The 26,138-nt window shown below is 72.1% G+C and carries 21 protein-coding genes and 1 tRNA gene; 16 read left to right on the top strand and 6 right to left on the bottom strand.

Going from position 1 to position 26,138, the window contains the following annotated elements:
- The first annotated feature begins 8 nt into the window (after nucleotides 1-8).
- From topA to BLT67_RS04750, 4 genes are all read left to right on the top strand, one after another.
- The gene (topA, locus tag BLT67_RS04765) at nucleotides 9-2,732 is read left to right on the top strand and encodes a type I DNA topoisomerase (RefSeq protein ID WP_407922520.1); all 2,724 of its coding nucleotides are present in this window, start codon (nucleotides 9-11) and stop codon (nucleotides 2,730-2,732) included.
- Nucleotides 2,729-3,376 carry a dTMP kinase gene (gene tmk, locus BLT67_RS04760; RefSeq protein WP_092665958.1) on the top strand — a complete coding sequence of 216 codons (648 nt, stop codon included), beginning with the start codon at nucleotides 2,729-2,731 and terminating at the stop codon, nucleotides 3,374-3,376. The genes topA and tmk overlap by 4 nt, the downstream gene beginning before the upstream one ends.
- Before the next feature lie 21 nt (nucleotides 3,377-3,397).
- Nucleotides 3,398-4,582 carry a DNA polymerase III subunit delta' gene (locus tag BLT67_RS04755; protein ID WP_407922516.1) on the top strand — a complete coding sequence of 395 codons (1,185 nt, stop codon included), beginning with the start codon at nucleotides 3,398-3,400 and terminating at the stop codon, nucleotides 4,580-4,582.
- Between the two features lie 61 nt (nucleotides 4,583-4,643).
- Nucleotides 4,644-6,209 carry an alpha/beta hydrolase gene (locus BLT67_RS04750; protein ID WP_092665957.1) on the top strand — a complete coding sequence of 522 codons (1,566 nt, stop codon included), beginning with the start codon at nucleotides 4,644-4,646 and terminating at the stop codon, nucleotides 6,207-6,209.
- Nucleotides 6,210-6,233: 24 nt separating this feature from the next.
- Here BLT67_RS04750 and BLT67_RS04745 read toward each other — a convergent pair whose 3' ends face one another.
- Nucleotides 6,234-8,645, bottom strand: a complete 2,412-nt coding sequence (locus tag BLT67_RS04745; RefSeq protein ID WP_092665956.1) for a phosphoketolase family protein — start codon at nucleotides 8,643-8,645, stop codon at nucleotides 6,234-6,236.
- A gap of 147 nt (nucleotides 8,646-8,792) precedes the next feature.
- On the opposite strand from BLT67_RS04745, the gene BLT67_RS04740 reads away from it, so the two are divergent.
- Nucleotides 8,793-8,868, top strand: a tRNA-Thr gene (locus BLT67_RS04740).
- A gap of 131 nt (nucleotides 8,869-8,999) precedes the next feature.
- Here the strand turns inward: BLT67_RS04740 and BLT67_RS04735 are convergent.
- Both BLT67_RS04735 and BLT67_RS04730 read right to left on the bottom strand, forming a co-directional pair.
- Entirely contained in the window at nucleotides 9,000-9,212 is a 213-nt protein-coding gene (locus tag BLT67_RS04735) for a hypothetical protein (protein WP_092665955.1), read from the bottom strand.
- 36 nt (nucleotides 9,213-9,248) lie between these two features.
- Nucleotides 9,249-9,494, bottom strand: a complete 246-nt coding sequence (locus tag BLT67_RS04730) for a hypothetical protein (protein ID WP_092665954.1) — start codon at nucleotides 9,492-9,494, stop codon at nucleotides 9,249-9,251.
- 66 nt (nucleotides 9,495-9,560) lie between these two features.
- Here BLT67_RS04730 and BLT67_RS04725 point away from each other — a divergent pair, with 66 nt between their 5' ends.
- From BLT67_RS04725 to BLT67_RS04690, 8 genes are all read left to right on the top strand, one after another.
- Entirely contained in the window at nucleotides 9,561-10,130 is a 570-nt protein-coding gene (locus BLT67_RS04725) for an isochorismatase family protein (protein ID WP_092665953.1), read from the top strand.
- 75 nt (nucleotides 10,131-10,205) lie between these two features.
- Complete coding sequence (locus BLT67_RS04720; RefSeq protein ID WP_092665952.1) at nucleotides 10,206-12,353, top strand: MMPL family transporter; 2,148 nt, start codon at nucleotides 10,206-10,208, stop codon at nucleotides 12,351-12,353.
- A gap of 86 nt (nucleotides 12,354-12,439) precedes the next feature.
- A complete protein-coding gene (locus BLT67_RS04715) occupies nucleotides 12,440-13,108 on the top strand; it encodes a GntR family transcriptional regulator (RefSeq protein ID WP_157674176.1) in 669 nt (222 codons plus the stop codon).
- Nucleotides 13,105-14,004 carry an NAD(P)-dependent oxidoreductase gene (locus tag BLT67_RS04710; RefSeq protein ID WP_092665950.1) on the top strand — a complete coding sequence of 300 codons (900 nt, stop codon included), beginning with the start codon at nucleotides 13,105-13,107 and terminating at the stop codon, nucleotides 14,002-14,004. The genes BLT67_RS04715 and BLT67_RS04710 overlap by 4 nt, the downstream gene beginning before the upstream one ends.
- The gene (locus BLT67_RS04705; protein ID WP_092665949.1) at nucleotides 14,001-14,426 is read left to right on the top strand and encodes a carboxymuconolactone decarboxylase family protein; all 426 of its coding nucleotides are present in this window, start codon (nucleotides 14,001-14,003) and stop codon (nucleotides 14,424-14,426) included. Before BLT67_RS04710 ends, BLT67_RS04705 begins: the two co-directional genes overlap by 4 nt.
- 31 nt (nucleotides 14,427-14,457) lie before the next feature.
- Nucleotides 14,458-15,255 carry an N-acyl homoserine lactonase family protein gene (locus tag BLT67_RS04700; protein ID WP_092665948.1) on the top strand — a complete coding sequence of 266 codons (798 nt, stop codon included), beginning with the start codon at nucleotides 14,458-14,460 and terminating at the stop codon, nucleotides 15,253-15,255.
- Entirely contained in the window at nucleotides 15,252-16,451 is a 1,200-nt protein-coding gene (locus BLT67_RS04695) for an alpha/beta fold hydrolase (protein WP_092665947.1), read from the top strand. Before BLT67_RS04700 ends, BLT67_RS04695 begins: the two co-directional genes overlap by 4 nt.
- A gap of 49 nt (nucleotides 16,452-16,500) precedes the next feature.
- On the top strand, nucleotides 16,501-17,979 hold the full coding sequence (locus BLT67_RS04690) for an NAD-dependent succinate-semialdehyde dehydrogenase (RefSeq protein ID WP_092665946.1): 1,479 nt from the start codon (nucleotides 16,501-16,503) through the stop codon (nucleotides 17,977-17,979).
- A gap of 33 nt (nucleotides 17,980-18,012) precedes the next feature.
- On the opposite strand, the gene BLT67_RS04685 is transcribed toward BLT67_RS04690, so the two are convergent.
- Complete coding sequence (locus BLT67_RS04685; RefSeq protein WP_172801982.1) at nucleotides 18,013-18,924, bottom strand: LysR family transcriptional regulator; 912 nt, start codon at nucleotides 18,922-18,924, stop codon at nucleotides 18,013-18,015.
- 93 nt (nucleotides 18,925-19,017) lie between these two features.
- Here BLT67_RS04685 and BLT67_RS04680 point away from each other — a divergent pair, with 93 nt between their 5' ends.
- Nucleotides 19,018-20,346, top strand: a complete 1,329-nt coding sequence (locus BLT67_RS04680; RefSeq protein ID WP_197674433.1) for an MFS transporter — start codon at nucleotides 19,018-19,020, stop codon at nucleotides 20,344-20,346.
- A gap of 21 nt (nucleotides 20,347-20,367) precedes the next feature.
- Nucleotides 20,368-21,291 carry a carbon-nitrogen hydrolase family protein gene (locus BLT67_RS04675; RefSeq protein ID WP_092665944.1) on the top strand — a complete coding sequence of 308 codons (924 nt, stop codon included), beginning with the start codon at nucleotides 20,368-20,370 and terminating at the stop codon, nucleotides 21,289-21,291.
- A gap of 49 nt (nucleotides 21,292-21,340) precedes the next feature.
- Here the strand turns inward: BLT67_RS04675 and BLT67_RS04670 are convergent, their stop codons facing one another.
- Together BLT67_RS04670 and BLT67_RS04665 are read right to left on the bottom strand one after the other, a co-directional pair.
- Nucleotides 21,341-23,125, bottom strand: a complete 1,785-nt coding sequence (locus tag BLT67_RS04670; protein ID WP_092665943.1) for an ABC transporter ATP-binding protein — start codon at nucleotides 23,123-23,125, stop codon at nucleotides 21,341-21,343.
- A 63-nt stretch (nucleotides 23,126-23,188) separates the two neighbouring features.
- On the bottom strand, nucleotides 23,189-25,069 hold the full coding sequence (locus BLT67_RS04665; protein ID WP_092665942.1) for a heavy metal translocating P-type ATPase: 1,881 nt from the start codon (nucleotides 25,067-25,069) through the stop codon (nucleotides 23,189-23,191).
- Nucleotides 25,070-25,195: 126 nt separating this feature from the next.
- On the opposite strand from BLT67_RS04665, the gene BLT67_RS04660 reads away from it, so the two are divergent.
- Nucleotides 25,196-26,134, top strand: coding sequence for an ABC transporter ATP-binding protein (locus tag BLT67_RS04660; protein ID WP_092665941.1), 939 nt, complete (start codon nucleotides 25,196-25,198; stop codon nucleotides 26,132-26,134).
- The last annotated feature ends 4 nt before the right edge of the window (nucleotides 26,135-26,138 follow it).

The following is a 26,138-nucleotide window of genomic DNA, read 5'->3' as shown; positions in this document are numbered from 1 at the left end:
GCGTGAGCATGGGCAAGAAGCTCGTCATCGTGGAGTCCCCGGCGAAGGGCAAGACGATCGAGCGGTACCTGGGCGATGAGTACCAGGTGCTGGCGTCGGTCGGGCACATCCGCGACCTGGTGAGCCCGCGCGACCTGCCGGCCGACCTCAAGAAGGGCGCCTACGGCAAGTTCGCCGTCGACGTCGACAACGGCTTCGCCCCGTACTACGTCGTGAGCGACGAGAAGAAGAAGACCGTCGCCGAGCTCAAGCGCGCGCTCAAGGACGCCGACGAGCTCATCCTCGCAACCGATGAGGACCGCGAGGGCGAGGCCATCGCGTGGCACCTCCTCGAGGTGCTCAAGCCCAAGGTGCCGGTGAAGCGGATGGTGTTCCACGAGATCACCGAGGACGCCATCCAGCAGGCCAAGGACCAGATGCGCGAGCTCAACATGCCGCTCGTCGACGCGCAGGAGACCCGCCGCATCCTCGACCGCCTCTACGGCTACGAGGTCAGCCCGGTGCTGTGGCGCAAGGTGCGGCAGGGCCTGAGCGCCGGCCGCGTGCAGTCGCCGACCGCGCGCCTCATCGTCGACCGCGAGCGCGAGCGCATGGCGTTCATCCCCGCCGACTACTGGAGCCTCACGGCGCAGTTCGAGGCCGAGGGCTCGCGCTTCGGCGCGCGCATGGTGCGGCTCGACGGCGCGCGCGTCGCGACCGGCAGCGACTTCGACGACCGCGGTCAGATCAAGGGCGTGCGCACGATCCTCGACGCGGCCGCCGCGGAGTCGCTCGCGACCGAGCTCGAGCAGAGCGCCTTCCGCGTCTCGGGCGTCGAGTCGAAGCCCTACCGCCGCCGCCCCTCCGCGCCGTTCACGACCTCGACGCTGCAGCAGGAGGCGGGCCGCAAGCTCAAGCTCTCGGCGAAGCAGACGATGTCGGTCGCGCAGTCGCTCTACGAGCAGGGCTACATCACCTACATGCGCACCGACTCGCCCTCGCTGTCGAAGCAGGCCATCGCTGCCGCCCGCGCGCAGGCGACCGCCCTCTACGGCAAGGACTCCATCCCGCAGGCCGCGCGCCACTACGCGGGCAAGTCGAAGTCGGCGCAGGAGGCGCACGAGGCGATCCGCCCGTCGGGCGAGAACTTCCGCACGCCGGCCGAGGTGCGCAGCGCCCTCACGCCCAACGAGCAGCGCGTGTACGAGCTCATCTGGAAGCGCACCGTCGCGAGCCAGATGATCGACGCGACCGGGCAGACCGCGACCATCACCATCGCGAGCGAGAAGACGTCGCGCGGCGTGGCCGAGTTCACCGCATCCGGGACCGTCATCACCGAGCCCGGCTTCCTGCAGGCGTACGAGGAGTCGAAGGACCAGTCGCGCTACGCCGACGAGCAGGCGGCGGATGCGTCGGCCGACGAGTCGAGGCTGCCGGACGTCAAGGAGGGCGGCGCGGTCGGCCTCGCCGAGCTCGAGCGCAAGGAGCACGTCACGACGCCCCCGCCGCGCTACACCGAGGCGAGCCTCGTGAAGGCGCTCGAGGAGCTCGAGATCGGCCGCCCCTCGACGTACGCGTCGATCATCGACACGATCGTGCGGCGCGGCTTCGTCACGCAGCGCGGCGGCGCGCTCGTGCCGAACTGGATCGCGTTCTCGACCATCAAGCTGCTCGAGGACAACCTGGGCGACTACGTCGACTACGACTTCACCGCCGAGATGCTCGCCGACCTCGACCGCATCGCCGACGGCGAGCTCGACCGCAAGGAGTGGCTGCAGCGCTTCTACTTCGGCGCCGACGACCGGCCGGGACTGAAATCGACCGTCGAGAACCTCGGCGACATCGACGCGCGCGCGGTGAACTCGATCCCCGTCGCCGACGGCGTCACGCTGCGGGTCGGCCAGTACGGGCCGTACCTCGAGGGCGAGGGCGCCGACGGCGAGGTCAAGCGCGCCAACATCCCCGAGGACCTCACGCCCGACCAGCTCACGCCCGAGAAGGCGCAGGAGCTCTTCGCCGCCGAGCCCGTGCAGGATCGCGTGCTCGGACCCCACCCCGAGACGGGGCTCGACGTCGTCGTGAAGAACGGCCGCTTCGGCCCGTACATCGAGGAGGCCCTCCCGGTCGAGCTCGACGACGAGGGCAAGCCGGTCGCGCCGAAGAAGGGCAAGACCGCGCCCAAGCCGCGCCGCGCGTCCCTCTTCAAGTCGATGGAGCCCGAGTCGGTCGACCTCGAGACGGCGCTCAAGCTGCTGAGCCTGCCGCGCGTCGTGGGCGTCGACCCCGAGTCGGGCGAGGAGATCACCGCCCGGCCCGGCCGCTACGGGCCGTTCCTGTCGAAGGGCACCGACACGCGGTCGCTCGACGACGAGGAGCAGATCTTCGCCATCACGCTCGAGCAGGCGCTCGAGAAGTTCGCGCAGCCGAAGTACGGCGCCCGGAAGGCCGCGACGGCGCTCAAGGAGTTCGACGCCGACCCCGTCTCGGGCAAGCCCGTCAAGGTGCGCGACGGCCGCTTCGGCCCCTACGTGACCGACGGCGAGACGAACGCGACGATCCCGCGCGGCGAGGACGTCGAGGCGATCACGTTCGAGCGCGCGATCGAGCTGCTGCAGATCAAGCGCGAGAAGGGGCCGGCGAAGAAGCCCGCGCGCAAGCCCGCCGCCAAGAAGCCCGCGGCGAAGAAGCCCGCCGCGAAGAAGGCGCCGGCGCGGAAGCCCGCGGCCAAGAAGACGCCGCCCGCCGAGGCATGAGCGACGCGGGGACTCCCGGCGCCTTCATCACCCTCGAGGGCGGCGACGGCTCGGGCAAGACCACGCAGGCGGCGCTGCTGCAGGGGTGGCTCGAGCGCGAGGGGCGCACCGTCGTGCGCACGCGCGAGCCCGGCGGCACGCCGCTCGGCGTCGAGATCCGCCGGCTCGTGCAGCACACCGAGGGCCACATCGCGCCGCGCGCCGAGGCGCTGCTCTACGCCGCCGACCGCGCCCACCACGTCGCGACCCTCGTGCGCCCGGCGCTCGAGCGGGGCGAGGTCGTGCTGCAGGACCGCTACCTCGACTCGTCCGTCGCCTACCAGGGCGCCGGCCGCGAGCTCGACCCGCAGCAGGTGCGCGACCTCTCGCTCTGGGCGGTCGACGGGCTGCTGCCGCACCTGACGATCCTGCTCGACCTCGATCCGGCCGCCGGTCGCGCGCGGATGGCCGAGCGGGCCGACGCGCCGTACGACCGCCTCGAGGAGACCGGGCTCGACTTCGCCGAGCGCGTGCGCGCCGCATACCTCGACCTCGCGGCCGCTGAGCGCGACCGCTTCGCCATCGTCGACGCATCCGCCGACCCCGACGCGGTGCACGCGAGCGTGGTGTCGCACGTGCGTGCGATGCTCGACGCGCGGCGCTGAGCGCCGAGTGCTGACGGGCGGATGCGGACGGTGGAGGAGCGCATGACGGGCGGCTGGAGCGGGATCGTCGGCCAGGCTGACGCCGTCGCGCAGCTGCAGCGCGCGGCGAGCGCCGACGCCGGCGCGGACGCCGGGGGCGCGATGACGCACGCGTGGCTGCTCACGGGACCGCCGGGCTCCGGGCGCTCGAACCTCGCGTACGCGTTCGCCACGGCGCTGCTCTCGCCCCCCGACGGCATCGACCCCGAGGTCGCGACGCTCGTCGAGGCGCGCACGCACCCCGATCTCGTGACGCTCTCGACCGAGGGCGTGCTCATCACGATCGCGCAGGCGCGCGCCGTCGTGCAGCGCGCTTCGCTCGCGCCCTCGACCGCGCGCTACCGCGTCGTGGTGGTCGAGGACGCCGATCGCATGGCCGAGCGCACGTCGAACGCGCTGCTCAAGGCGCTCGAGGAGCCGCCGCCCGAGACGGTGTGGATCCTGTGCGCGCCGAGCGAGGCCGACCTGCTGCCGACGATCCGCTCGCGGGTGCGCACGCTCACGCTGCAGGTGCCCGATCCCGCCGAGGTCGCCCGGCTGCTCGTCGAGCGCGACGGGGTGGATGCGGCGGTCGCCGAGCGCGCCGCCCGCGAGGCGCAGAGCCACATCGGCATGGCGCGCCGGCTCGCGACGAGCGACGAGGCGCGCGCCCGCCGGGCCGAGACCCTCGACATCGCCATGCGCGTGTCGACCGCGTCCTCCGCGGTGCTCGCCGCCGCCCGCTACGTCGAGATCGCGACCGCCGACGCGGATGCGCTCTCGGCCGAGCGCGACGAGGCCGAGCGGGCGCAAGCGCTGCACCAGCTGGGCATCGAGCCCGGCGGCACGGTGCCGCCGCAGCTCAAGCGGCAGATCAAGGAGCTCGAGGACGCGCAGAAGCAGCGCGCGAAGCGCGGCATGCGCGACGGCGTCGACCGCATCCTCGTCGACCTGCTCTCGCTCTACCGCGACATCCTCATGACGCAGCTCGGCGCCGGCCGCGAGCTCGTGAACGAGGCGATGCGGCCCACCGTGCAGGCGGCCGCCGACTACCTGCGGCGGGCCGACGTCATCGACGTGCTCGACGCGATCCGGCTCGCGCGCGAGCGCATCGAGGCGAACGTGCCGCCGCTGCTCGCGCTCGAGGCGATGCTCGTGCGCGCCGCTCGCGCGGCGCAGCGCCGCTGACGACTCGTCCGTCACGGCCCGTGCTGGGCGAGCGCTGGGCGAGCCGCCGTAGCCTGGAGGCATGCATCGCACCCGTCGCGGCCTGGCCGCCGCCGCAGCCCTCGCCGTGACCGCGCTCGCCCTCACCGGCTGCATCCTCCCGCCGCCCGGGAACGCCGTGACGCCGGGCGACCCGGGCGCGCAGGGCGAGCCGCAGTGGGCGCCGACGGGCGAGCAGGTCGACGCGGAGCTCGCGCCGTTCTTCGGCCAGCAGGTCGACTGGAGCGACTGCGGCGCCAACTGGTGCGGCACGGTCACCGCCCCGATGGACTGGGACGACCCATCCGCCGACAGCATCGAGCTCGCGGTCACGGTCGCCCCGGCGACGGGGGAGCGCCGCGGCGCGATCTTCTACAACCCGGGCGGGCCGGGCGCATCCGGCGTCGAGTATGTGCGCGACTTCGGCGACTACCTGCTCGCGCCCGTCGTGCGCGAGCACTACGACCTCGTGGGCTTCGACCCCCGCGGCGTCGGCGCCTCGACCCCCATCAGCTGCTACGACGACCCGGCCGAGCTCTACGACTGGCTGTGGGAGATCCCACCGGGCCCGGCGCCGGAGCCGCTGAGCGACGCGGACCTCGAGCAGCAGCTCGAGTCGTCGCAGTGGTTCGCCGACGCGTGCCTCGAGCACACCGGCGCCTTCCTCGAGTTCGTCGGCACCGAGCAGGTCGCCGCCGACCTCGACCTGCTGCGGGCCCTCATGGGCGAGCAGCAGCTGCACTACCTCGGCGTCTCCTACGGCACGCTCATCGGCTCGACCTACGCCGACCTCTTCCCCGAGCATGTGGGGCGCATGGTGCTCGACGCGGCGGTCGCCCCCGACGCGACCGATGTCGAGGGCACGCTGCACCAGGCGGCCGGCTTCGAGCTCGCCTACGGCAACTTCGTCGCCGACTGCCTGCGCCAGCGCGACTGCCCGTTCGACGGGGATGCGGCGAGCGCGCTCGCCGAGACGCGCGCGCTCATCGACCGCGTCGACGCCGACCCGATCGCGGTGCGCGACGGCCGGCAGCTCGGCTCGAGCGCGCTCTTCATCGCGATCGCCGCGAACCTCTACAGCGACTTCCAGTGGCCGACGCTGCGGCAGATCCTCTCCGACGTCTCCGCCGGCAGCGGCGAGAGCGCCTTCGCAGCGGCCGACGACTACTACGGCATCAACCCCGACGGCACGTTCGCCGACAACTCGCTCGAGGCGCTCATCGCGGTCAACTGCCTCGACCAGCCCTCGGTAACGGACTTCGACGAGGTGCGCGCGAACGCCGAGCAGATCATGGCCGCGGCCCCGACGCTCGGCCCCGACTTCGTCGGCCTCAGCTCGTGCGCCGCGTGGCCGTTCGAGGCGACGCGCACGCCCCACGAGATCACGGCCCCCGGCGCCGATCCGATCATCGTGATCGGCGGCCTCAACGACCCCGCGACGTCGTACCAGCAGGCGGTCGACCTCGCCGGGATGCTGGAATCGGGCGTGCTCATCTCGGTCGACGCCGAGGGGCACGGGCAGTACAACAGCGGCAACGGCTGCGTCGACGGCCCCGTGAACCAGTACTTCCTCACCGGCACGGCCCCGACCGGCGACCTCGACTGCTGAGGGCGGCGCGGCGCCGACGCTCGCTCAGCCGTCGGCGCCGCGCCCCCACACCCAGTCGGCGACCTCGGGGATGTCGATGCCGTGCTCGCGCGTGTGCGCCTTCGCGCGGTCGCGCGCCTCGACGAGCTCCTGCCGCACGCCGGCGTGCGATTCGGCGAGCCCCGCCCGGTCGAGCACGGCGATCGCGAGCGTGTAGCGGTCGAGGCCGTTCATCATCACCATGTCGAACGGGGTCGTCGTCGTGCCGCGCTCGAGGAAGCCGTGCACGTGCAGCTGGTCGTGGCCGGCGCGCCGGTAGGTGAGGCGGTGGATGGTCCACGGATAGCCGTGGTACGCGAATACCACGGGCTTGTCACGCGTGAAGATGCGGTCGTACTCCGCATCCGGCAGCCCGTGCGGGTGCTGGTCGGCCTGCTGCAGCCGCCCGAGGTCGACGACGTTGACGACCCGCAGCGAGAGCTCGGGCACGCGCTCGCGCAGCAGCCACGCGGCGGCGAGCGCCTCGTGCGTCGGGACGTCCCCGGCGGCCGCGAGCACCGCATCCACCGGCCGCTCCTCGGTCTCGGTGCCCGCCCACTCGAGCACGCCCAGTCCGCGCTCGCAGTGCGCCTGCGCCTCGGCCATCGTGAGCCACTGCGGCGACGGGTGCTTGCCCGCGACGATCACGTTGATGTGGCCGACCGAGCGCAGGCAGTGGTCGGCGGTCGACAGGAGCGTGTTCGCGTCGAACGGCAGCACGACGCGCACGATCTCGGGGCTCTTGTTGAGCGCCACGTCGATGAAGCCCGGGTCCTGGTGGCTGAAGCCGTTGTGGTCCTGCCGCCACACGTGGCTCGAGAGCAGGATGTTGAGGCTCGCGACCGGCTCGCGCCACGGCACGTGCGAGGCCGACTCGAGCCACTTCGCGTGCTGGCCGAGCATCGAGTCGACGATGTGCGCGAAGGCCTCGTAGGTCGTGAACAGGCCGTGGCGGCCCGTGAGCAGGTAGCCCTCGAGCAGCCCCTGGCAGAGGTGCTCGCTCAGCACCTCGAGCACGCGCCCGGTCGGCGCGAGGTGCTCGTCGATCGGCAGCGTCTCGGCGTTCCACTGCTTCGCGGTGGCCTCGTAGACGGCGGGAGCGAGGCGGTTGGATGCGGTCTCGTCGGGCCCGAGGATGCGGAAGGTGTGCGGGTTGTCGCGCAGCACGTCGGCGAGCCACTCGCCGAGCGCGGCGGTGGCGCTCGACTGCTCGGCGCCGCGCGCCTGCGGGTCGACCGCGCGGGCGTGCGCGGCGGTGTCCGCGAGCGCGAGGTCGCGGCGCAGCAGCCCGCCGTTGGCCACCGGGGTCGCGCTCATCCGCAGGTCGCCCTCGGGGGCGCCCGCGGTCACGATCGATCGGGGCGCACCGGTCTCGTCGAAGAGCTCGTCGGGGCGGTACGAGTGCAGCCACTGCTCGAGCAGCTCGCGGTGCGCGTCGTCCTCGCGCACCCGCTCCAACGGCACCTGGTGCGAGCGCCACGTGCCCTCGACGGGCAGGCCGTCGACCTCGGCGGGGCACGTCCAGCCCTTGGGGCTGCGCAGCACGAGCATCGGCCACGCGGGCCGCCCGCGGAGGGTCCCCTCGACCGCGGCGGCCTTGATCGCTGCGATGCGGTCGAGCGCGTCGTCGAGGGCCTCCGCGAAGCGCGCGTGCGAGACGGCGTGCTCCTCGCCGCGCTCGCCGACCGTGACGAGGATCGGGTCGTGCCCGTAGCCGCGCATGAGCGCGAGCAGCTCTTCCTCCGGGATGCGCGCGAGCAGCGTCGGGTTCGCGATCTTCCAGCCGTTGAGGTGCAGGATCGGCAGCACGACGCCGTCGGCCGCGGGGTTGAGCAGCTTGTTCGCGTGCCAGCTCGCGGCGAGCGGACCCGTCTCTGCCTCGCCGTCGCCGATGACGCACGCGACGAGCAGGTCGGGGTCGTCGAGCGCGGAGCCGTACGCGTGCGCGAGCGAGTAGCCGAGCTCGCCGCCCTCGTTGATCGAGCCCGGAGTCTCCGGTGCCGCGTGGCTCGGGATCCCGCCGGGGAAGGAGAACTGGCGGAAGAGCCGCTGCATCCCGCGCTCCGACCGCTCGATGTCGGGGAACCGCTCCGTGTAGGTGCCCTCGAGCCAGGCGCACGCGACACCGCTCGGGCCGCCGTGGCCCGGGCCCATGATGAACAGCGTGCGCTGCTGGCGCTCGCGGATGACGCGGTTCAGGTGCCCGTAGACGAAGTTGAGGCCGGGCGTCGTGCCCCAGTGCCCGAGCAGCCGCCGCTTGATGTGCTCGGGCGCGAGGGGCTCGCGCAGCAGCGGGTTGTCGAGCAGGTAGATCTGCCCGATGCTGAGGTAGTTCGCCGCTCGCCACCACGCGTCCACCTGCTCGAGTGCCGCCTCGGTCGCCGGTCGCTCCGCGCGCTGCCATCCTGTCGCCGTCATGCCCCGAGCCTGGCGGCGCGGTGCGGGATGGGTCAAGCGCGGCGGATGCGCGGGCTCGCGGCGCTGCGCGCGTCGCCGCCTGCGGTGCGCGGCACGGTCGCCGCAGCGCGCACCGATGCGCTATGATCGTTGATCGTGCCTCGGCACGCCGCCTTAGCTCAGTCGGCAGAGCGATTCACTCGTAATGAATAGGTCCGGAGTTCGATTCTCCGAGGCGGCACCAGCAGAGAACGACCCCTGATCCGGCTTCGTGAGAAGCACCGGTCAGGGGTCGTTTCGTCGTCAGCGCCACTGACGAGCCATGGTCGCGGCACGCGGGGCACGCGGGGCGCCGGACGCAGACCCTCGCCGGCTTCACTCGCGGGAGTGCTCCTCAGCGATCCGACGCAGCGCCTCGCCGGAGACGGTGGTGTGCCAGGTGGGAGCGTGCGAGAACGAGCCTGAGCGGCGCACCGTCCTGCGCGCGATCGCTTCGAGGTCGACCGTCTCCGGGTCGACGCCGATCGCCCGCAGCGCGGGGATGAGGCTGTGGTCGACCGCTTCCTCGCGGGTCCGGTGGTGCGACATGGCGGCGCTCGGGCTGGATGCGAGGCGCGGCTGCGGCTACAGCGCGCGCTCCCACGTGCCGTCGAGCAGCATGAGCACGACGCGGTCGTCGTGCGAGTCGCGCTCGGCGAGCCGGATGTAGACGAGCGAATGCGTCGCAGTGAGGCGCTCGACGCCGACGGCCGAGGCGGCGGCCCAGGTCGGCAGCGAGGCGGCGGTGACCGCCTCGTGGTTGAGCTCGAGCAGGAGCTCCTCGATCTGCGCATCGGTGTAGCGGACGTTCGGGGCGTGGCTGGTGGCCATGCCTGAAGGTTAGCCGCGCTGGCTAGCCTTTCCCAGGCCCCACTTCTCGCGTCGTACGCTGGCCCCATGACCTCTGGGCTCCTCATCGTCGACGTGCAGAACGACTTCACCGAGGGCGGCGCCCTCGGGACGCAGGGCGGCGCGGCCGTCGCCGCGGCCATCACCGAGCACCTCCGCACCCACCGCTACGCGCTCGTCGCGGCGAGCCGCGACTGGCACGATGCCGAGGGCGACAACGGCGGGCACTTCGCGGCCGGGGAGCCCGACTTCGTCGACACGTGGCCCGCCCACTGCGTCGCCGGCACGCCGGGAGCGGAGTACCACCCGGCGCTCGACGCGCTCGCGATCGACGTCCACATCAAGAAGGGGCAGGGGAAGCCTGCCTACTCGGCCTTCGAGGGCACGACCGACGACGGGGAGACGCTCGCCGAGGTGCTCGAGGAGCAGGAGATCGACCAGCTCGACGTCGTCGGCATCGCGACGGACTACTGCGTGAAGGCGTCGGCGCTCGACGCGGCGCTCGCGGGGATCTCGGTGCGCGTCATCGACCGGCTCACCTCGGCGGTGTCGCCCGAGACGCGGGCGACCGCCCTCGACGAGCTGCGCGACGCGGGGGTCGAGGTCGTCACCGCATGACGGGGTGAGGAGGCCGGGGTGCACTCCGACGCATCCGATTGCATTCTCTTAGCCAGTGACAAGTAGTCTGTCTGCATGACTTCGTCGCCGGCCTCCGCATCCACCCGTTTCCGCGTGCCCGTCTGGCTGCGCGTGCTGCTGCCCGTGCTGCTCATCCTCGGGTGGCTCGCGGCCGCCGGCGTCGGCGGACCGACATTCGGCAAGCTCTCGACCGTGGTCTCGAACGATCAGTCGAGCTTCCTGCCCGCGAGCGCGGAGTCGACCACCGTGCAGGATGCGCTGCCGGAGTTCCTCGGGGCCGACGAGGTCCCCGCGATCGTCGTGGTCGCCGCCGACCGCGACCTGACCGAAGCGGAGCTCGCCGACCTCGACGCGCTGCAGCAGCAGATCGCCGAGCTCGACGGCGTCGTCGAGACGTCGCCGCTCGTGCCGAGCGAGGACGGCGAGGCGGTGCAGATCGTCGCCCTGCTCGACAGCTCGGGCGAGGTCGCCGACGACGTCGAGCGGCTGCGCGCGCTCATCGCGGATGCGGGACTCGGCGACGAGCTGCAGGCTGCGGTCACGGGGCCGGCCGGCTTCAGCGCCGACATCGGCGAGGCCTTCGCGGGCATCGACGGCATCCTGCTGCTCGTGGCGCTCGCGGCCGTGCTCGTCATCCTCATCATCGTCTACCGCTCGCCGCTGCTGCCGCTGCTCGTGCTGTTCACCTCGGTCGCGGCGCTCTGCCTCGCGATCCTCATCGTCTTCGAGCTCGCGAAGGCCGACGTGCTGACGCTCAGCGGCCAGACGCAGGGCATCCTCTTCATCCTCGTCGTCGGCGCCGCGACCGACTACGGCTTGCTCTACACGGCGCGCTTCCGCGAGGCGCTCGGCCAGACGCGCTCCCGCTGGCAGGCGACGCTCGCGGCGCTCAAGGGCTCCACCGAGCCGATCGTCGCCTCGGGCGGCACCGTCATCGCCGGCCTGCTCTGCCTGCTGCTGAGCGACCTCGTCTCCAACCAGCAGCTCGGTCCCGTCGCCGCGATCGGCATCGCGTGCGCGATCGTCGCGGGCCTCACCCTGCTGCCGGCGCTGCTGCTGGCGTTCGGCCGCGTCGCCTTCTGGCCGGTCGCGCCGACGCCCGAGCGCCCGCGCGTGAAGCCCGACGGCAAGGGCCTGTGGGGAGCGGTGTCGCGCCTCGTCGAGCGCCGCACGCGGACCGTGTGGATCGTCACCGCGCTCGTGCTCGGCCTCGGTGCCCTCGGCGTCACGCAGCTCCAGGCCGAGGGCGTCCCCTCGAGCGAGTTCGTCGTCGGCGAGTCGCAGGCGCGCGACGGCCAGGCGCTGCTCTCCGAGCACTACCCGGGCGGCTCGGGCACGCCTACGCAGGTGCTCGCGCCCGAGGGCGACCTCGACGAGGTGGCCGAGGCGCTCGCCGACGTCGACGGCGTCGACGGCGTGGCGGTCGTGAGCGAGGACTCGCCCTCGGGCACCATCCCGCTCCCCGTCGATCCGCGCTCGCCCTTCGCGGCCGCCGAGCCGACGGTCGTCGACGGCCTCGTGCTCGTGCAGGCGACGCTCGCCGACGCGCCCGACTCCGACGCGGCGCAGGAGACCGTGCGGCAGATCCGGGATGCGGTGCACCCGATCGCGCCCGAGGTCGCGGTGGGCGGCACCACCGCCATCGCCATCGACACCAACGTCGCGTCGAGCCACGACCGCGCGCTCATCATCCCGATCGTGCTCGTGGTGATCTCGCTCATCCTCATGGCGCTGCTGCGCTCGATCGTCGCGGCGCTCATGCTGCTCGTCACGACCGTGCTCTCGTACTACACGGCGCTCGGCGTCGGTGCCCTGATCCTGCAGGCGATGGGGATCCCCGAGATGGATCCGGCCGTGCCGCTGTTCGCCTTCGTCTTCCTCGTCGCGCTCGGCGTCGACTACAACATCTTCCTCATGACCCGCGTGCGGGAGGAGGTGGGGCGCCTCGGCCACCGCGAGGGGGTGCTCCGGGGCCTTCGCGTCACGGGCGGCGTCATCACCTCGGCCGGCGTCGTGCTCGCGGCGACCTTCGCCGCGCTCGGGGTCATCCCGGTGCTGTTCCTGCTGCAGCTCGCGATCATCGTCGCGCTCGGCGTGCTCATCGACACGACCCTCGTGCGCTCGCTGCTCGTGCCGGCGCTCGCGCTCGAGATCGGGCCGAAGACCTGGTGGCCGTCGAAGCTCGCGCGCGAGCGGCGCTAGCGTCCACCGATCGCGCGCACCTCGCGCGGCGACTTGCCTCCCGGTGTATGACGGTATTACGGTAATACGTGATCGAGGAGGTCGGCATGACGCTGGAACGACGGGCCGCGCCGCTGCGCGAGCAGGCGGTGGAGGCGATCCGCGCATCGATCGTGCGCGGCGAGCTGCAGCCGGGAGCGCGCATCACGGAGAAGGCGGTCGAGCAGCGCCTGGGCGTCAGTCGCACGGTGGTTCGCGAGGCGCTGCGCCAGCTCGAGAGCGAGCGCCTCATCCGCATCCAGGCCGGCAGCGGCCCCGTGGTCGCCGAGCTCACCGCCGACGAGGCTCGTCAGCTCTACGAGGTGCGCGCGGCGCTCGAGGCAGCAGCCGCGCGCCTGGCGGCCAAGCGCGCGGACACTCAGCGCATCGGCGCCTTGCAGCAGGCGTTCGCGCGCATCGGCGACGAGCCGCCCGCGACGCTTGAGGAGCTCCTCGAGGTCAAGAACGACTTCTACGACGCGCTGATCGCGGCGAGCCACAACGCCATCATCGGCGAGCAGCTCGCCAACGTGCAGGCCCGCATCAGTCAGCTGCGTGCGGTCACGCTCTCCTCGCCGGATCGCCACCGAGCGATGCGCGCCGAGCTCGCGGCCGTGGTCGACGCCATTGCCCGCGGCGACGTGGACTCCGCCTACGACCTTTCCGTCGCTCACGTGATGGCCGCATCCGCGATCGCGCTCAAGCACCTCGACGACCGCGAGGAGGTCAGTGCATGAGCGCCACCCTGTTCCTCGGCCTCGGTCGGATGGGCGCCCCGATGGCGCGTCTGCACGCCGCGGCCTTCGCGACCCGCGTCTTCGACGTCTTCCCCGCGGCGGCCGAGGCCGTCGCGGCCGACTCCGCCGCTGAGGCGCTGAGCGACCTGGCCGACATCGGCGACGACGTAGCGTCGGTCATCCTCATGCTGCCGACCTCGCACCATGTTGAGGAGGTGCTGCGCGGCAACGCTGGTCTCCTCGCGCGGCTGCCGCGGGGCGCGCTCGTCATCGACATGGGCTCGAGCGAGCCGGCGAGCACCCGCACTCTCGCCGCCGAGGCCGCCGCGCTCGGCATCGATTACGTCGACGCCCCGGTCTCCGGCGGCATCGCCAAGGCCGAGACGGGCTCGCTCACGGTCATGGTCGGGGGCACGGCGGATGCGGTGGCGCGCGCGATGCCGCACGTGCGCACCGTCGGCTCGTCGATCGTGCACGTCGGCCCGGCAGGTGCCGGGCACGCGGCGAAGGCGCTCAACAACCTCGTGAGCGCCACGAACATCGCCGCCGCGACTGAGGCGGTGACGGTTGCGAAGCACTTCGGCATCGAGCCCGCCGCGATGGTCGAGGTGCTCAACGCCTCCACCGGTATGAGTCAGGCGACGCGGGTGAAGTTCCCCGACCATATCCTGCCCGGCACCTACGCGTCGCGGTTCGCCTACGACCTGATGCTGAAGGACATGGGCATCGCGCGACGCATGGCCGACGAGGTCGGCTACGCGCCGGTCACCGGTGCCGCCTTTGACGCGCTCAGCTCGGGGCGCGTCGGCCTCGGCGACGACCCAGACCACACCGAGATCGCCCGCGTCTACGCGCAGGCGACCGGCATCTCCATTGACGAAGGGACCGCAGCATGACCACCACGACCATCGACCCGCAGGACTACATCGACGACATGGCCCGCAAGCGCGGCTACGTGCTCGACTACCACAAGGTCATGGCCAAGCAGGACTTCCCCGTGCTGCAGGCGGCGAATCACATGGTCTCCGCGGCGTACCTCGACCAGCGCACGCTCGACCGCAAGACCAAGGAGCTCATCTTCATCGTCTCGCTCACGGTGATGCGGGCGTCGAAGGGTCACATCCAGTCGCACATCCGCGTCGCGCTCGACCTGGGTCTGACGCCCACCGAGATCCTGGAGGCGATCGAGATCGCGCTGCCGGAGGCTGGCATCGTGGCGTTCCAGACCGGCTTCGAGGCATGGCGCGAGGTGATCGGCGCCGACGGCATCGAGCCGACGGTCGCCGTGCACGAGGGCGGCTCCGGCTCAGGCGAGTGACGCCTGCCGCGCCGAGACTGGAGACGATCGCATGACGACGCAGCGCCCCTGGGAGATCGTGACCGTGCGCCACGGCACGCGCGAGACGCGGCGGAGCGAGGTGTTCCTCAACTACCCGTTCTACGGCGAGGAGGACGGCCCGTTCACGCTCGACTACTTCCTGTGGGTGCTGCGCCGCGGCGACGAGGCGATCGTCGTCGACACCGGCTACTCCGAGCGCGGCGGCACGTCGCGCGGGCGCGCGGTGCTCATCGACCCGCTCGAGGCCCTGCGTCGCCTCGGCATCGATCCTGCATCCGGCGTGCCCGTCGTCGTCACGCACGCACACTACGACCACATCGGCAACCTCGGCGCCTTCACAGCGTCCCCCGTGCACATCGCGCAGGCCGAGCTCGACTTCTGGGTCAGCGACATCGCGACCAGGCCGCTGTTCTCGCACTTCGGCGACCCGGACGAGGTCGACGAGCTGCGTCGCATCGAGGCCGAGGGGCGGTTGCGGCCGTTCACGGGCTCGGCGCGCATCGTCGACGGCGTCGAGCTCATCGAGGTCGGCGGGCATACGCCCGGCCAGGCGATGGTGTCGGTGCGCACGAGCGAGGGCGTCGTCCTCATCGCTAGCGATGCCGCGCATTTCGTCGAGGAGCTCGAGCGCGACATGCCGTTCGTCTCCATGGCTGACGTGCCACAGTCATACCGGGTGCTCGACCGCATCCGGGAGACGGATGCCGTGCATGTGCTGACCGGGCACGACGCGGGCACGCTCGACGCGCTCGAGCCGCTGGGCGACCCGCTGCCCGGGCTCGCCGGCGTCATCGGCAGGCAGCCGTGACGCTGCCCGCCAACCTCGCAGCGGCCTGCCGCGACGACATGCGGCTCCGCACCGCGGCACGCGGCGCCGACGTGACGCTCGCGCTCGCTGACGAGCGTGGCGCGCAGGCAATCCGCGTGCGCGACGGCGAGATCCTCGCCGGCGGCGAGCCCGCGTTCACGCTGCGACTCGGTGACGCCGAGTGGGCGGCGCTGCTCGAGGACGCTCCAGAGCCGGGCTGGCAGCACGTGCTGCCGATGCTGCGCGACGGCCGCGCGCGGGTCGACGGCGACGCGCTCGCCTTCGATCAGCACCTGCACCTCGTGCGGCGACTCGTCGAAGCGCTGCGGCCCGCATGCGCGGGTGCTCCGCGACATCCGCGCCCGCTCTCGCTGCGAGGCGAGTACGTGCGCATCGACGGACCGCTGGGCACCTCCGACGTCTACGTCGAGCGGGCGGGGGAGGGGCCGCAGCTGCTGTGCCTCGCGACCGCCGGCAGCGATTCGAGCCAGTACCACGGGCTCGTCACCGACACCGACCTCACCGACCGCTTCGAGCTCGTCGCCGTCGACCTGCCGTGGCACGGCAAGTCCACGCCGGTCGCCGGCGTCGATCCGGCGGGCTACCGGCTCGACCCCGAGGCATACACGCGCACCATCGTCGCGATCGCCGACGCGGCCGGGCTCGAGCGGCCGATCCTCGTCGGCCCGTCGATGGCCGGCGCGGCCGTAGTGCGGGCCATCGCCACGCATCCGAGCCGGTTCCGCGGAGCCGTCTCCTGCCAGGCAGGGCCGAGCGTGCGGGGTCGCCGCACCGCCGCTCTGCGCTCGCCGCTCGTCAACCAAGCGCTCCACGTGCCCGAGTGGACGTACGGCCTCATGAACCCCGCTTCGCCCATCGAGCATCGCGACCGGGTGTGGTGGGGGTACTCGAGCGGCGCCTTCGGCGTCTACGAGGCCGACATCGCCGGCTACGAGCAGTGGGATCTCGACGAGGTCGTCCACCTGCTCGACGCCGACAGCCCGCACATCGCGGTGCTCTCCGGGGCCTTCGACACGAGCGTGCCGCCGGAGCAGTCCCGAGCGCTCGCCGACCGCATCCCGAACGCATCGTTCGAGCTCATGCCCGAGCTCGGGCACTTCCCGCACGCCGAGGATCCGGCATGCTTCGCCCGATACCTTGAGCGAGGCGTCGCGCGCATTCTCTCTGCCCGCTAGACCCCGCTTCGTATACGATTACGACATCCCCCGACGAAGGAGTCCCACAATGAGTGCGACCACTGCGACCATCGAGACCCAGGTGCTCGACGGCGTCCACGGCCAGCTGTTCATCGGCGGCGAGTGGATCGACGGCGAGCAGGGCACGATCGACGTGCGCGATCCCGCGACGGGCGAGGTCATCAAGCAGATCGCGAACGGCTCGGTCGCCGACGGCGTGCGGGCGCTCGACGCCGCCGTCGCGGCGCAGGAGGAGTGGGCTCGCACCCCCGCGCGCGTGCGCGGCGAGATCCTGCGCAAGACCTTCGACCTGCTGCAGGAGCGCAAGGAGGAGTTCGCGCTCCTCATGACGATGGAGATGGGCAAGCCCCTCGCCGAGGCCCGCGGGGAGGTCGCCTACGGCGGCGAGTTCCTGCGCTGGTTCTCGGAGGAGGCGGTGCGCATCGACGGCCGCTACACGATGACCCCCGAGGGCACCGGTCAGATGATCGTGACGCACCGCCCCGTGGGCCCGTGCTTCCTCATCACGCCGTGGAACTTCCCGCTCGCGATGGCCACGCGCAAGCTCGGCCCGGCGCTCGCCGCCGGCTGCACCGCCGTCGTCAAGCCCGCGACGCTCACGCCGCTCACGACGCTCGCCCTCGTGGCGCTGCTCGAGGAGGCCGGGCTTCCGAAGGGCGTCGTCAACGTCATCACGACGAAGTCGACCGGCGCGCTCTCCGAGACGCTGCTGGCCGACCCGCGCCTGCGCAAGGTCTCGTTCACCGGCTCGACGCCCGTCGGCGTGAGCCTGCTGAAGCAGGCCGCCGACAACGTGCTGAAGTCGTCGATGGAACTCGGCGGCAACGCCCCGTTCGTCGTGTTCGACGACGCCGACCTCGACAAGGCCGTGGAGGGCGCGCTGCTCGCGAAGTTCCGCAACATCGGCCAGGCGTGCACCGCGGCCAACCGCTTCATCGTGCACGAGTCGGTCGCCGACGAGTTCGCCCAGCGAGTGGGGGATGCCGTCAAGGCCATGAAGATCGGCCGCGGCACCGAGGAGGGCGTCACGATCGGGCCGCTCGTCGAGGACAAGGCCGTCGACAACGCCGTGCGGCTCGTCGAGTCGGCGGTCGCCGACGGCGCCACGCTCGTCACCGGCGGCAAGGCGATCGAGGGCCCGGGCTCGTTCTTCGAGCCCACGGTGCTCGACGGCGTCGACGCCTCGATGGCCGTCTCGATCGAGGAGATCTTCGGCCCGGTCGTCGCGATCCAGCGCTTCTCGACCGAGGAGGAGGCCGTGCGCCTCGCGAACGCCACCGAGTACGGCCTCGTCGGCTACGTCTTCACCGAGGACACGAAGCGCGGCCAGCGCATGATCGACCTGATCGACACGGGCATGATGGGCCTCAACGTCGGCGTCGTCTCGAACGCCGCCGGCCCCTTCGGCGGCGTCAAGCAGTCGGGCCTCGGGCGCGAGGGCGGCGCCGAGGGCATCCACGAGTACCTCGAGACGAAGTACACGCTCATGCCGAACCCGTTCGCGTGAGCCGCCGCCGCCGTTGATCGTCGCTTCGCCGCCTCACATCGAGGCGGCGAAGCGCTTCAGGTTGTCGCGCAGCCAGACGCTCTCCGGGGCGGTGTCCGTGCGGGTCCCCCAGATGGCGGAGATCGAGAACCGCGGGGTCTCGATCGGCACGGGGCTCGTGGCCAGCCCGGTCGTTGCCGCCAGCGCTCTGGCCGCGTGCTCGGGGATCGTCGCGACCGCCGGCACCGAGCGCAGCAGCGGTGCGAGCCCCGCGAAGTGGCTGATCGTGCAGAGCGCCTTCCTGGCGTGGCCGAGCGAGGCGAGCCGCTCGTCCACCCACCCACGCTGGAGGTCGAACGCGACGCGCACGTGGTGCCCCTCGAGGTACTGCTGGCGGCTGATCGTCCGGACCCCGAGCGCGTCCGCGTCGAAGAGGCACAGGTAGCCGCCGGAGAACAGCGACTCCGACTGGAACGATGCCGCCCTCTCAGCCGGCGACAGGCACACGACGGTGTCGATGCGACGATCCTCCAGCGCCTGGCGCCAGCGAGCGCTGCTGGTCTGGTGGATGGCGAAGTCGACCGCCCAGCCCTGCGCGAGCCGCTCTCGCACGAGCCACGGCCCGAGCACCATCTCGAGGTCGTCGGACATCGCCAGGTGGAACACGTGCTGCGAGCGGTGCGGATCGAACGCCACATCCTCGAAGATGAGGTCGACGAGGGAGGCGAGGGTCGGCCCCACGCGCGACGAGATCGCGAGCGCCTTCGACGTCGGCACCATGCTGCTGCGCTCCCGCACGAACAGCGGGTCGTCGAACAGCCTCCGGAGGCGCGCGAGCGCGGCGCTCACGGCGCTCTGGCTGAGGTTCAGCTTGACCGCCGTCCGCGTCACATGGCGCTCCTGGCAGAGCACCTGGAAGACGACGAGCAGGTTCAGGTCGACGCGGCGGAGATCGACGGTGTTCATAGTGCCCATGATACGTATCGATGCGGCAGGACGGTATTACCGTATGACGATAGCGTGGCCTCATTGCCTGCTCCGTGGACGAGGGAGATCACCATGCAGCACACCACGTTCGACCAGCCTCCGATCGATCAGCGCCAGCCGCGTGAGCTGAGCCGGGGCGACCGGCGCAAGCGCATGCTCGCCGTCGGCATCGGCAACTTCATGGAGTGGTTCGACTTCGCGATCTACGGCTACTTCGCCGCCATCATCGGCGCGCAGTTCTTCCCCTCGGGCGATGCGACCGCCGAGATGCTCTCCGCGCTCGCCGTCTTCGCTGTCGGCTTCGTCTCCCGCCCGGTCGGCGCGCTCATCCTCGGGCCGATGGGCGATCGACTCGGTCGGCGCGCGGTGCTCATCATCACCGTCATGGGTATGGGCATCATCACCGCGCTCATCGGCCTCGTGCCGTCGTACGCCGCCATCGGGATCCTCGCCCCCATCGCCATCGTCGCGCTGCGGCTGCTGCAGGGCATGATGGTCGGCGGCGAGTGGACGAGCGCTGCGGCGTACATCGGCGAGAGCGCGCCTGCTCACCGCCGCGGCCTGTACGCGAGCGTGGTGACCGCCACCGCCGGCCTCGCGTTCCTCGTGGGCACTCTGACGGCAGTCGTGCTCACCGCGACCATGGATGCCGACGCGCTCTCTGCCTGGGGCTGGCGCGTACCCTTCATCGCCTCGTTCCTGATGGCGGTCGTGGCGGTCTACATCCGCCGCAAGCTCGAGGACACCCCGGTCTACGAGGAGCTCGAGCGCAAGCGGAAGGAGGGCTCGGTCGAGCCGACCACTGCGGGGGAGAAGGGCAAGGCGTTCGTGCTCACCCTCGCGTTCGCCGGCATCTTCGGCGTGAGCCTCTACTACCTGGTCACCTATACGAACAACTACCTCACCGGCGCGGTCGGCATGGAGCGCTTCGACGCGCTGTGGTCGACGGCGGTCGTGATGGTACTGTACGTCGCGTTCAACCCGCTCATGGGAATCGCGGCCGACCGTTGGGGCCGACGGCCGGTCAACCTCGCCGGTGTCATCGGCCTGATCGTCTGGGCTGTGCCCGCCTTCTTGCTGATGAGTGTCGGCAACCCGTGGCTCGTGATCGTCGCACTCGTGCCGTTCGCGCTCTGCGTCGCCGCGGTCGCCGTCACCAACAACGTGCTGCTCGTCGAGGTCTTCCCGGCCTCGGTGCGCGCCACCGGCTCGGCGATCGGCTACAACGTCGCCTACGCGCTGCTCGCAGGCCCCGGTCCGTTCATCGCCGCGACGCTCGTGGCGGTCACCGGCCTGCTGGTCTCGCCCGCGTTCTATGTGATCGCGGTCGGCATCGTGGCGCTCGCCGTGCTGTGGCCGCTGCTGCCGGAGACCAAGGGCCGCGACATCTCGCGCGGCTGATCGACGAGACGAGGAGCACGCATGTACAAGGTCGCAGTCGTTCAGGCAGCCGCCGTCCCGTTCGACGCCGATGCGGCGACGCGCAGGTCCGAGCAGCTGATCGCCGAAGTGGGTGCCGCGGGCGCCGAGCTCGCGGTCTTCCCCGAGGCGTTCATCGGCGGCTACCCGAAGGGCACCTCCTTCGGCACCGCCATCGGGATCCGCACCGAGCCGGGGCGCGCGGAGTACGAGCGCTACGTCGGTGGATCGGTGACGCTCGACGGCCCCGAAGTGGCCCGTCTGGCGGCGGCGTCGGCCGAGCACGGCGTACACGTCGTCATGGGCGTCATCGAGCGGCTCGGCAACACGCTCTACTGCACCGCCCTGATGATCTCGCCAGAGGGCGGCGTGGTCGGCAAGCACCGCAAGCTCATGCCGACCGGCTCCGAGCGCCTCGTCTGGGGCTTCGGCGATGGCTCGACGCTCGACACCATGGACACCCCGGGCGGCCGGGTGGGCACGGTGCTGTGCTGGGAGAACTACATGCCGCTGCTGCGGCAGGCGATGTACGCGAAGGGAGTGCAGATCTACTGCGCCCCGACCGCGGACGACCGGCCCACGTGGCAGTCGACGATGCAGCACATCGCCATCGAGGGGCGCACGTTCGTGCTCTCGAGCTGCCAGGTGATCACGAGGGACGCGTTCCCCGACGACCACCCGGTCGAGCACGCCGTGCCCGGCGGCGACACCCTGATGCGCGGCGGCAGCGTCATCATCGCGCCGTCCGGCGAAGTGCTCGCCGGACCGGTCTTCGACGAGGAGACGATCCTCTACGCCGAGCTCGACATGGGCGCCAAGACGAGGTCGCACCTCGACTTCGACGCCGTCGGGCACTACTCGCGACCGGACGTCTTCACGCTCACGGTCAACGAGGCCCCTGCAGACTCGGTGCGCTTCGTCCGCTGAGCTCGACCCGACCGAGGGGCGCGCGCCGCACGGCGCGCGCCCCTCGTCGCTACTCGGCGGGCGCGAGCAGCTGGTGCGCCGCGAGCTCGCGGTAGAGCGGCGACGACGTGAGCAGCTCGTCGTGCGTGCCCGTCGCGAGCACCCGCCCGCCGTCGAGCACGATGATCTGGTCGGCGTCGACGACCGTCGCGAGCCGGTGCGCGATCACGAGGGTCGTGCGGCCCTCGCTCGCCACGTCGAGCGCGACCTTGAGCGCGGCCTCGTTGCGGGCGTCGAGGTTGGCCGTCGACTCGTCGAGCAGCAGGATGGGCGTCGCGGCGAGCAACGCGCGGGCGATCGCGAGCCGCTGGCGCTCGCCGCCCGAGAGCAGCACGCCGCCCTCGCCGACCTCGGCGCGCAGGCCCTGCGCCGAGCGGCTCGCGAGCCCGCCGAGGTTGACCGACTCGAGGGCCTCGAGCAGCTGCTCGTCGCTCGCGGTCGGTGCGCCGAGCCGCAGGTTGTCGCGCAGCGAGCCGGCGAGCACCGGCGCATCCTGCTCGACGTAGCCGATGAGCGAGCGCAGGGATGCGCGCTCGGCGTCGCGCACATCGGTGCCGCCCACGAGCACGCGGCCGCCGGTCGCGTCGTAGAAGCGCTCGATGAGCGCGAACGTCGTCGACTTGCCCGCGCCGGAGGGGCCGACGAGCGCGGTGCGGGTGCCGGCCGGCACCGAGAACGAGACGCCGTCGAGGACGGTCCGCTGCTCGTCGTCGCCGGGGTAGGCGAACGAGACGTCCTCGAAGGCGACCATCGGCGCTCCGGGGACGGGCGAGACCGCGGCCCCCGCATCCGCCTCGTCCTCGCTCGGCAGGCGCACGATCTCCTGGATGCGGCCGAGGGCGCCGAGGGCGACGCTCACCGCCGCGACCGCGCCTGCGAGCTGGGCGAGCGGCATCACCATGAGGAACAGGAACAGCAGGAAGCCGACGAGCTGCGAGATGGCGATCTCGCCTGTCGCCACCCGGAGGCCCCCGACGCCGAGGACGACGAGGAACGCGAGCTGCATCGCGACGCCGAAGATCGGCACGACGAGCGCCGAGATGCGGGCGACCCGCACACCCGCGCCGAAGGCGCCCTCGGCGCGCTCGCCGATCGCGGCGACCTCGCGGTCGGTGGCACCGGCGGCGCGCACGGTGCGCACCGCGCTGATGGCGCGCTCGAGGGCGCTCGTGAGGTGGCCGACCTGCTCCTGGGCGGCGCCCGAGGCGCGCGTGAGCATCGGCATGACGGCGAGCATCGCGCCGATCGCGACCGCGAGCACGAGCACCGTGAGCCCCAGCAGCAGCGGGTCGATGATGAGCATCGCGATGACGGCGCCGACGAGCGTCAGCACTCCGCCGACCGACTCGACGAGGCCCTGGGTGAGCACCGCGCGCAGGAGGGTCGTGTCGCTGCCGACGCGGCTCACGAGGTCGCCGACGCGCCGCTGGTCGAACTCGGAGATCGGCAGCCGCAGCATCCGCGCGACGAGCGTGCGGCGCGTGCGCAGCACGACGTGCTCGCCGAGGACCTGCAGGAGGAAGTGCTGCAGTCCGTCGAGCAGCGCGCCGACGATCACCACGACGAGCAGCAGCCACGGCAGCCACTCGAGCGGGCGCGCCTGCTCGACGCGCGCGATGAGCTCCTGCGCCATCGCGGGCTGGGCGAGCGCGAACGCGGCGCCGACGACCGACAGCACGATCGCGCCGACGAGCAGCCCCTTCTTCGGGAAGAGGTAGGGGAGCAGCTCCCTGACGCTGGCCCGCGGGCCGTCGTCGTCGCGTCGCCTGCCGAAGATCGCTCGTCGCTCGCTCATCTCTCGCTTCCTGCTCCGTGTGCACTGCGCCGCGGCGCGCACCCCGGGAGGGGCGGTCGCGCGTCAGGCGTACTCCTCCATTCTCCCGCGTCGCTCGGGAGCCGTCGCACCGGGCCGCGCGCCGCCGCGGATCGCTCGGAGCGCCCAGAGGATCGTCACGAGGTCGACCGCCTCCTGGGCGAGCGCGCCGATCGTCGCCGGGATCGCGCCGAGGGCGGCGATCACCATGAGCGCGACGCTGATGACGATGCCGATCCAGATGCTCTGGAGCGCGATCCGCTTCGTGTCCCGCCCGATGCGCACCGCGTCGACCGTGCGCGAGAGGTCGTCGATCGTGATGACGACGTCCGCGGACTCGCTCGCGGCCGTCGCACCCTTCGCGCCCATCGCGACGCCGACATCCGCCGCTGCGAGCACGGGCGCGTCGTTGACCCCGTCGCCCACCATGAGCACGGGCCGATGCGGCAGCGCCCGCACCGCCTCGACCTTGTCGCCCGGGAGGCACTCGGCCCGCACGGTCTCGATGCCGAGCTCGTCGGCGACGTGCCGCGCGGTGGGCCATGCGTCGCCGGTGAGCATGACCGTCTCGCGCGTGCCCGCCGCGTGCAGCGCGGCGATCGTCGCCGCCGCGTTCTCGCGCACGGGGTCGCGCGCCACGATGCTGCCGGCGAACCGCCCGTCGATGGCGACGTAGATGGCGAGCTCGCCCCGCGCGAGCTCGGTCTCGTGCGCGTCGGGCGCGTGCTCGCGCACGAAGGCGAGCTTGCCGATCACGACCTGCTGCCCGTCGATCGCCGCCTCGACGCCGAAGGTCGCGCGCTCCGACGCGCGGCTCGCGGGCCGCAGCGCCAGCCCGCGGTCGCGCGCAGCGCTCATGATCGACGCGGCGAGCACGTGGGAGGAGTACTGCTCGGCCGAGGCGGCGAGGGTGAGGAGCGTCGCCGGGTCGACGCCGGGCTCCGCGCGCACCGCGTCGACGGTCGGCGTGCCGGTGGTGAGCGTGCCGGTCTTGTCGAACACGGCGGTGCGCGCGGCGGCGAGCTGCTCGAGCACCCCGCCGCCCTTGACGATGATGCCGCGGCGCGCCGCCCGGCTCATGCCGCCCATGAACGCCACGGGCGCGGCGATGAGCAGCGGGCAGGGGGTCGCCACCACGAGCACCTCGGCGAAGCGCACCGGGTCGCCCGTCGCCCACCAGGCGAGGCCCGCGATCAGCAGCGCGACCGCCGTGAACGGCACCGCGTAGCGGTCGGCGAGCCGCACGACGGGGGCGCGGCTCTCCGCGGCCTCCTCGACGAGCGCGACGATGCGCTGGTACTGGCTGTCTGCCGCGGTCGCGGTGGCGCGGATGCGCACGGCCGCCTCGGCGTTGACCGAGCCGCTGAGCAGGTCGTCGCCCTCGTGCACCTCGACCGGGAGGCTCTCTCCCGTGAGCGACGACTGGTCGAGCGCCGTGCTGCCGCTCAGCAGCACCGCGTCGACCGGCACGATCTCGGAGGGCCGCAGCAGCAGCTCATCGCCCACCCGCACGTCGGTCGCGGGGATGTCCTCGACCGCGTCGCCGTCCACCACGCGGTGGGCGAGCTGGGGCGCGCGCTCGAGGAGCGCCGTCAGCTCGCGGCGCGCCCTGCCGGCGGCGTAGTCCTCGAGCGCTTCGCCGCCGGTGAGCATGAGCACGATGAGGAGGGTCGCGACGTACTCGCCCACGAGGATGGTCGCGACGATCGCCGTGACCGCCAGCACGTCGAGCCCCCAGTGGCCGCGCAGCAGGTCGCGCAGCATGCCCCAGCCCTGCATCGCGGCGACGACGACGCCCCAGCCCGTGCAGAGCCACTGCGCGACCTCGGGCATCCCCGCGATCCCGAAGGCGGCGCTCGCGACGCCGATGACGAGCGTGATGGCGACGAGGGGGTAGCGTCTGGCATTCGCGCGGACCCACAGCATGCCTCCATCCTGGCGAGCGCGGGAGCGGAAGGCCAGCGCGAGGCGAGCCTCCGCGAGCGCGGGGGACGCGCCCGTCGCGGATCGCGGTGCGGCGCGTGTGGGCGGCACGCAGTAGCGTTGTCTCCCGTGCCGACCACCGCATCCGCCCCGGTCATCGAAGCCAAGGGGCTCACCAAGCGCTACGGCGACTTCACCGCCGTCGACGGGATCGACTTCGCGATCGAGCCGGGGGAGGCGTTCGGCTTCCTCGGCCCCAACGGCGCGGGCAAGTCGACGACGATGCGGATGATCGCGGCCACCTCGACCCGCACCTCCGGCGAGCTCGCGGTGCTGGGCTTCGACCCGGAGAGCCACGGGCCCGAGATCCGGGCGCAGCTCGGCATCGTCCCGCAGGCGGACCAGCTCGACGAGGAGCTGCGGGTCATCGACAACCTCATCGTCTACGGCCGCTACTTCGGCCTCCCGCTGCCGTACGTCAAGCGCCGCGCCGAGGAGCTGCTGGAGTTCGCGCAGCTCACCGAGAAGCGCAAGGCCCGCGTCGACGGCCTGTCGGGCGGCATGAAGCGACGCCTGACGATCGCCCGCGGGCTCATCAACGCCCCCAAGGCGATGCTGCTCGACGAGCCGACGACCGGGCTCGACCCGCAGGCGCGCCACGTGCTGTGGGATCGGCTGTTCCGGCTGAAGGAGGAGGGCACGACGCTCGTGCTCACCACGCACTACATGGACGAGGCCGAGCAGCTGTGCGACCGGCTCGTCGTGGTCGACCAGGGCACGATCGTCGCCGAGGGCAGCCCGTCCTCGCTCATCCGGCAGTACTCCACGCGCGAGGTGCTCGAGGTGCGCTTCGGCTCGGCGCGCAACGAGGAGGCCGCGGCCGCCATCCAGGGCATCGGCGAGCGCATCGAGGTGCTGCCCGACCGCGTGCTCGTCTACGCCGACGACGGCGAGGGCGCCATGTCTGCCGTGCACGACCGCGGTCTGAACCCGATCACGAGCCTCGTGCGCCGCTCGAGCCTCGAGGACGTCTTCCTCCGGCTCACCGGCCGCAGCCTGATCGACTGAGCCG

The organism is Agrococcus carbonis, from assembly GCF_900104705.1.
GTDB lineage: Bacteria > Actinomycetota > Actinomycetes > Actinomycetales > Microbacteriaceae > Agrococcus > Agrococcus carbonis.
The sequence above is the reverse complement of the archived record's forward strand: the minus strand, read 5'-3'. Positions and strand labels throughout refer to the sequence as shown.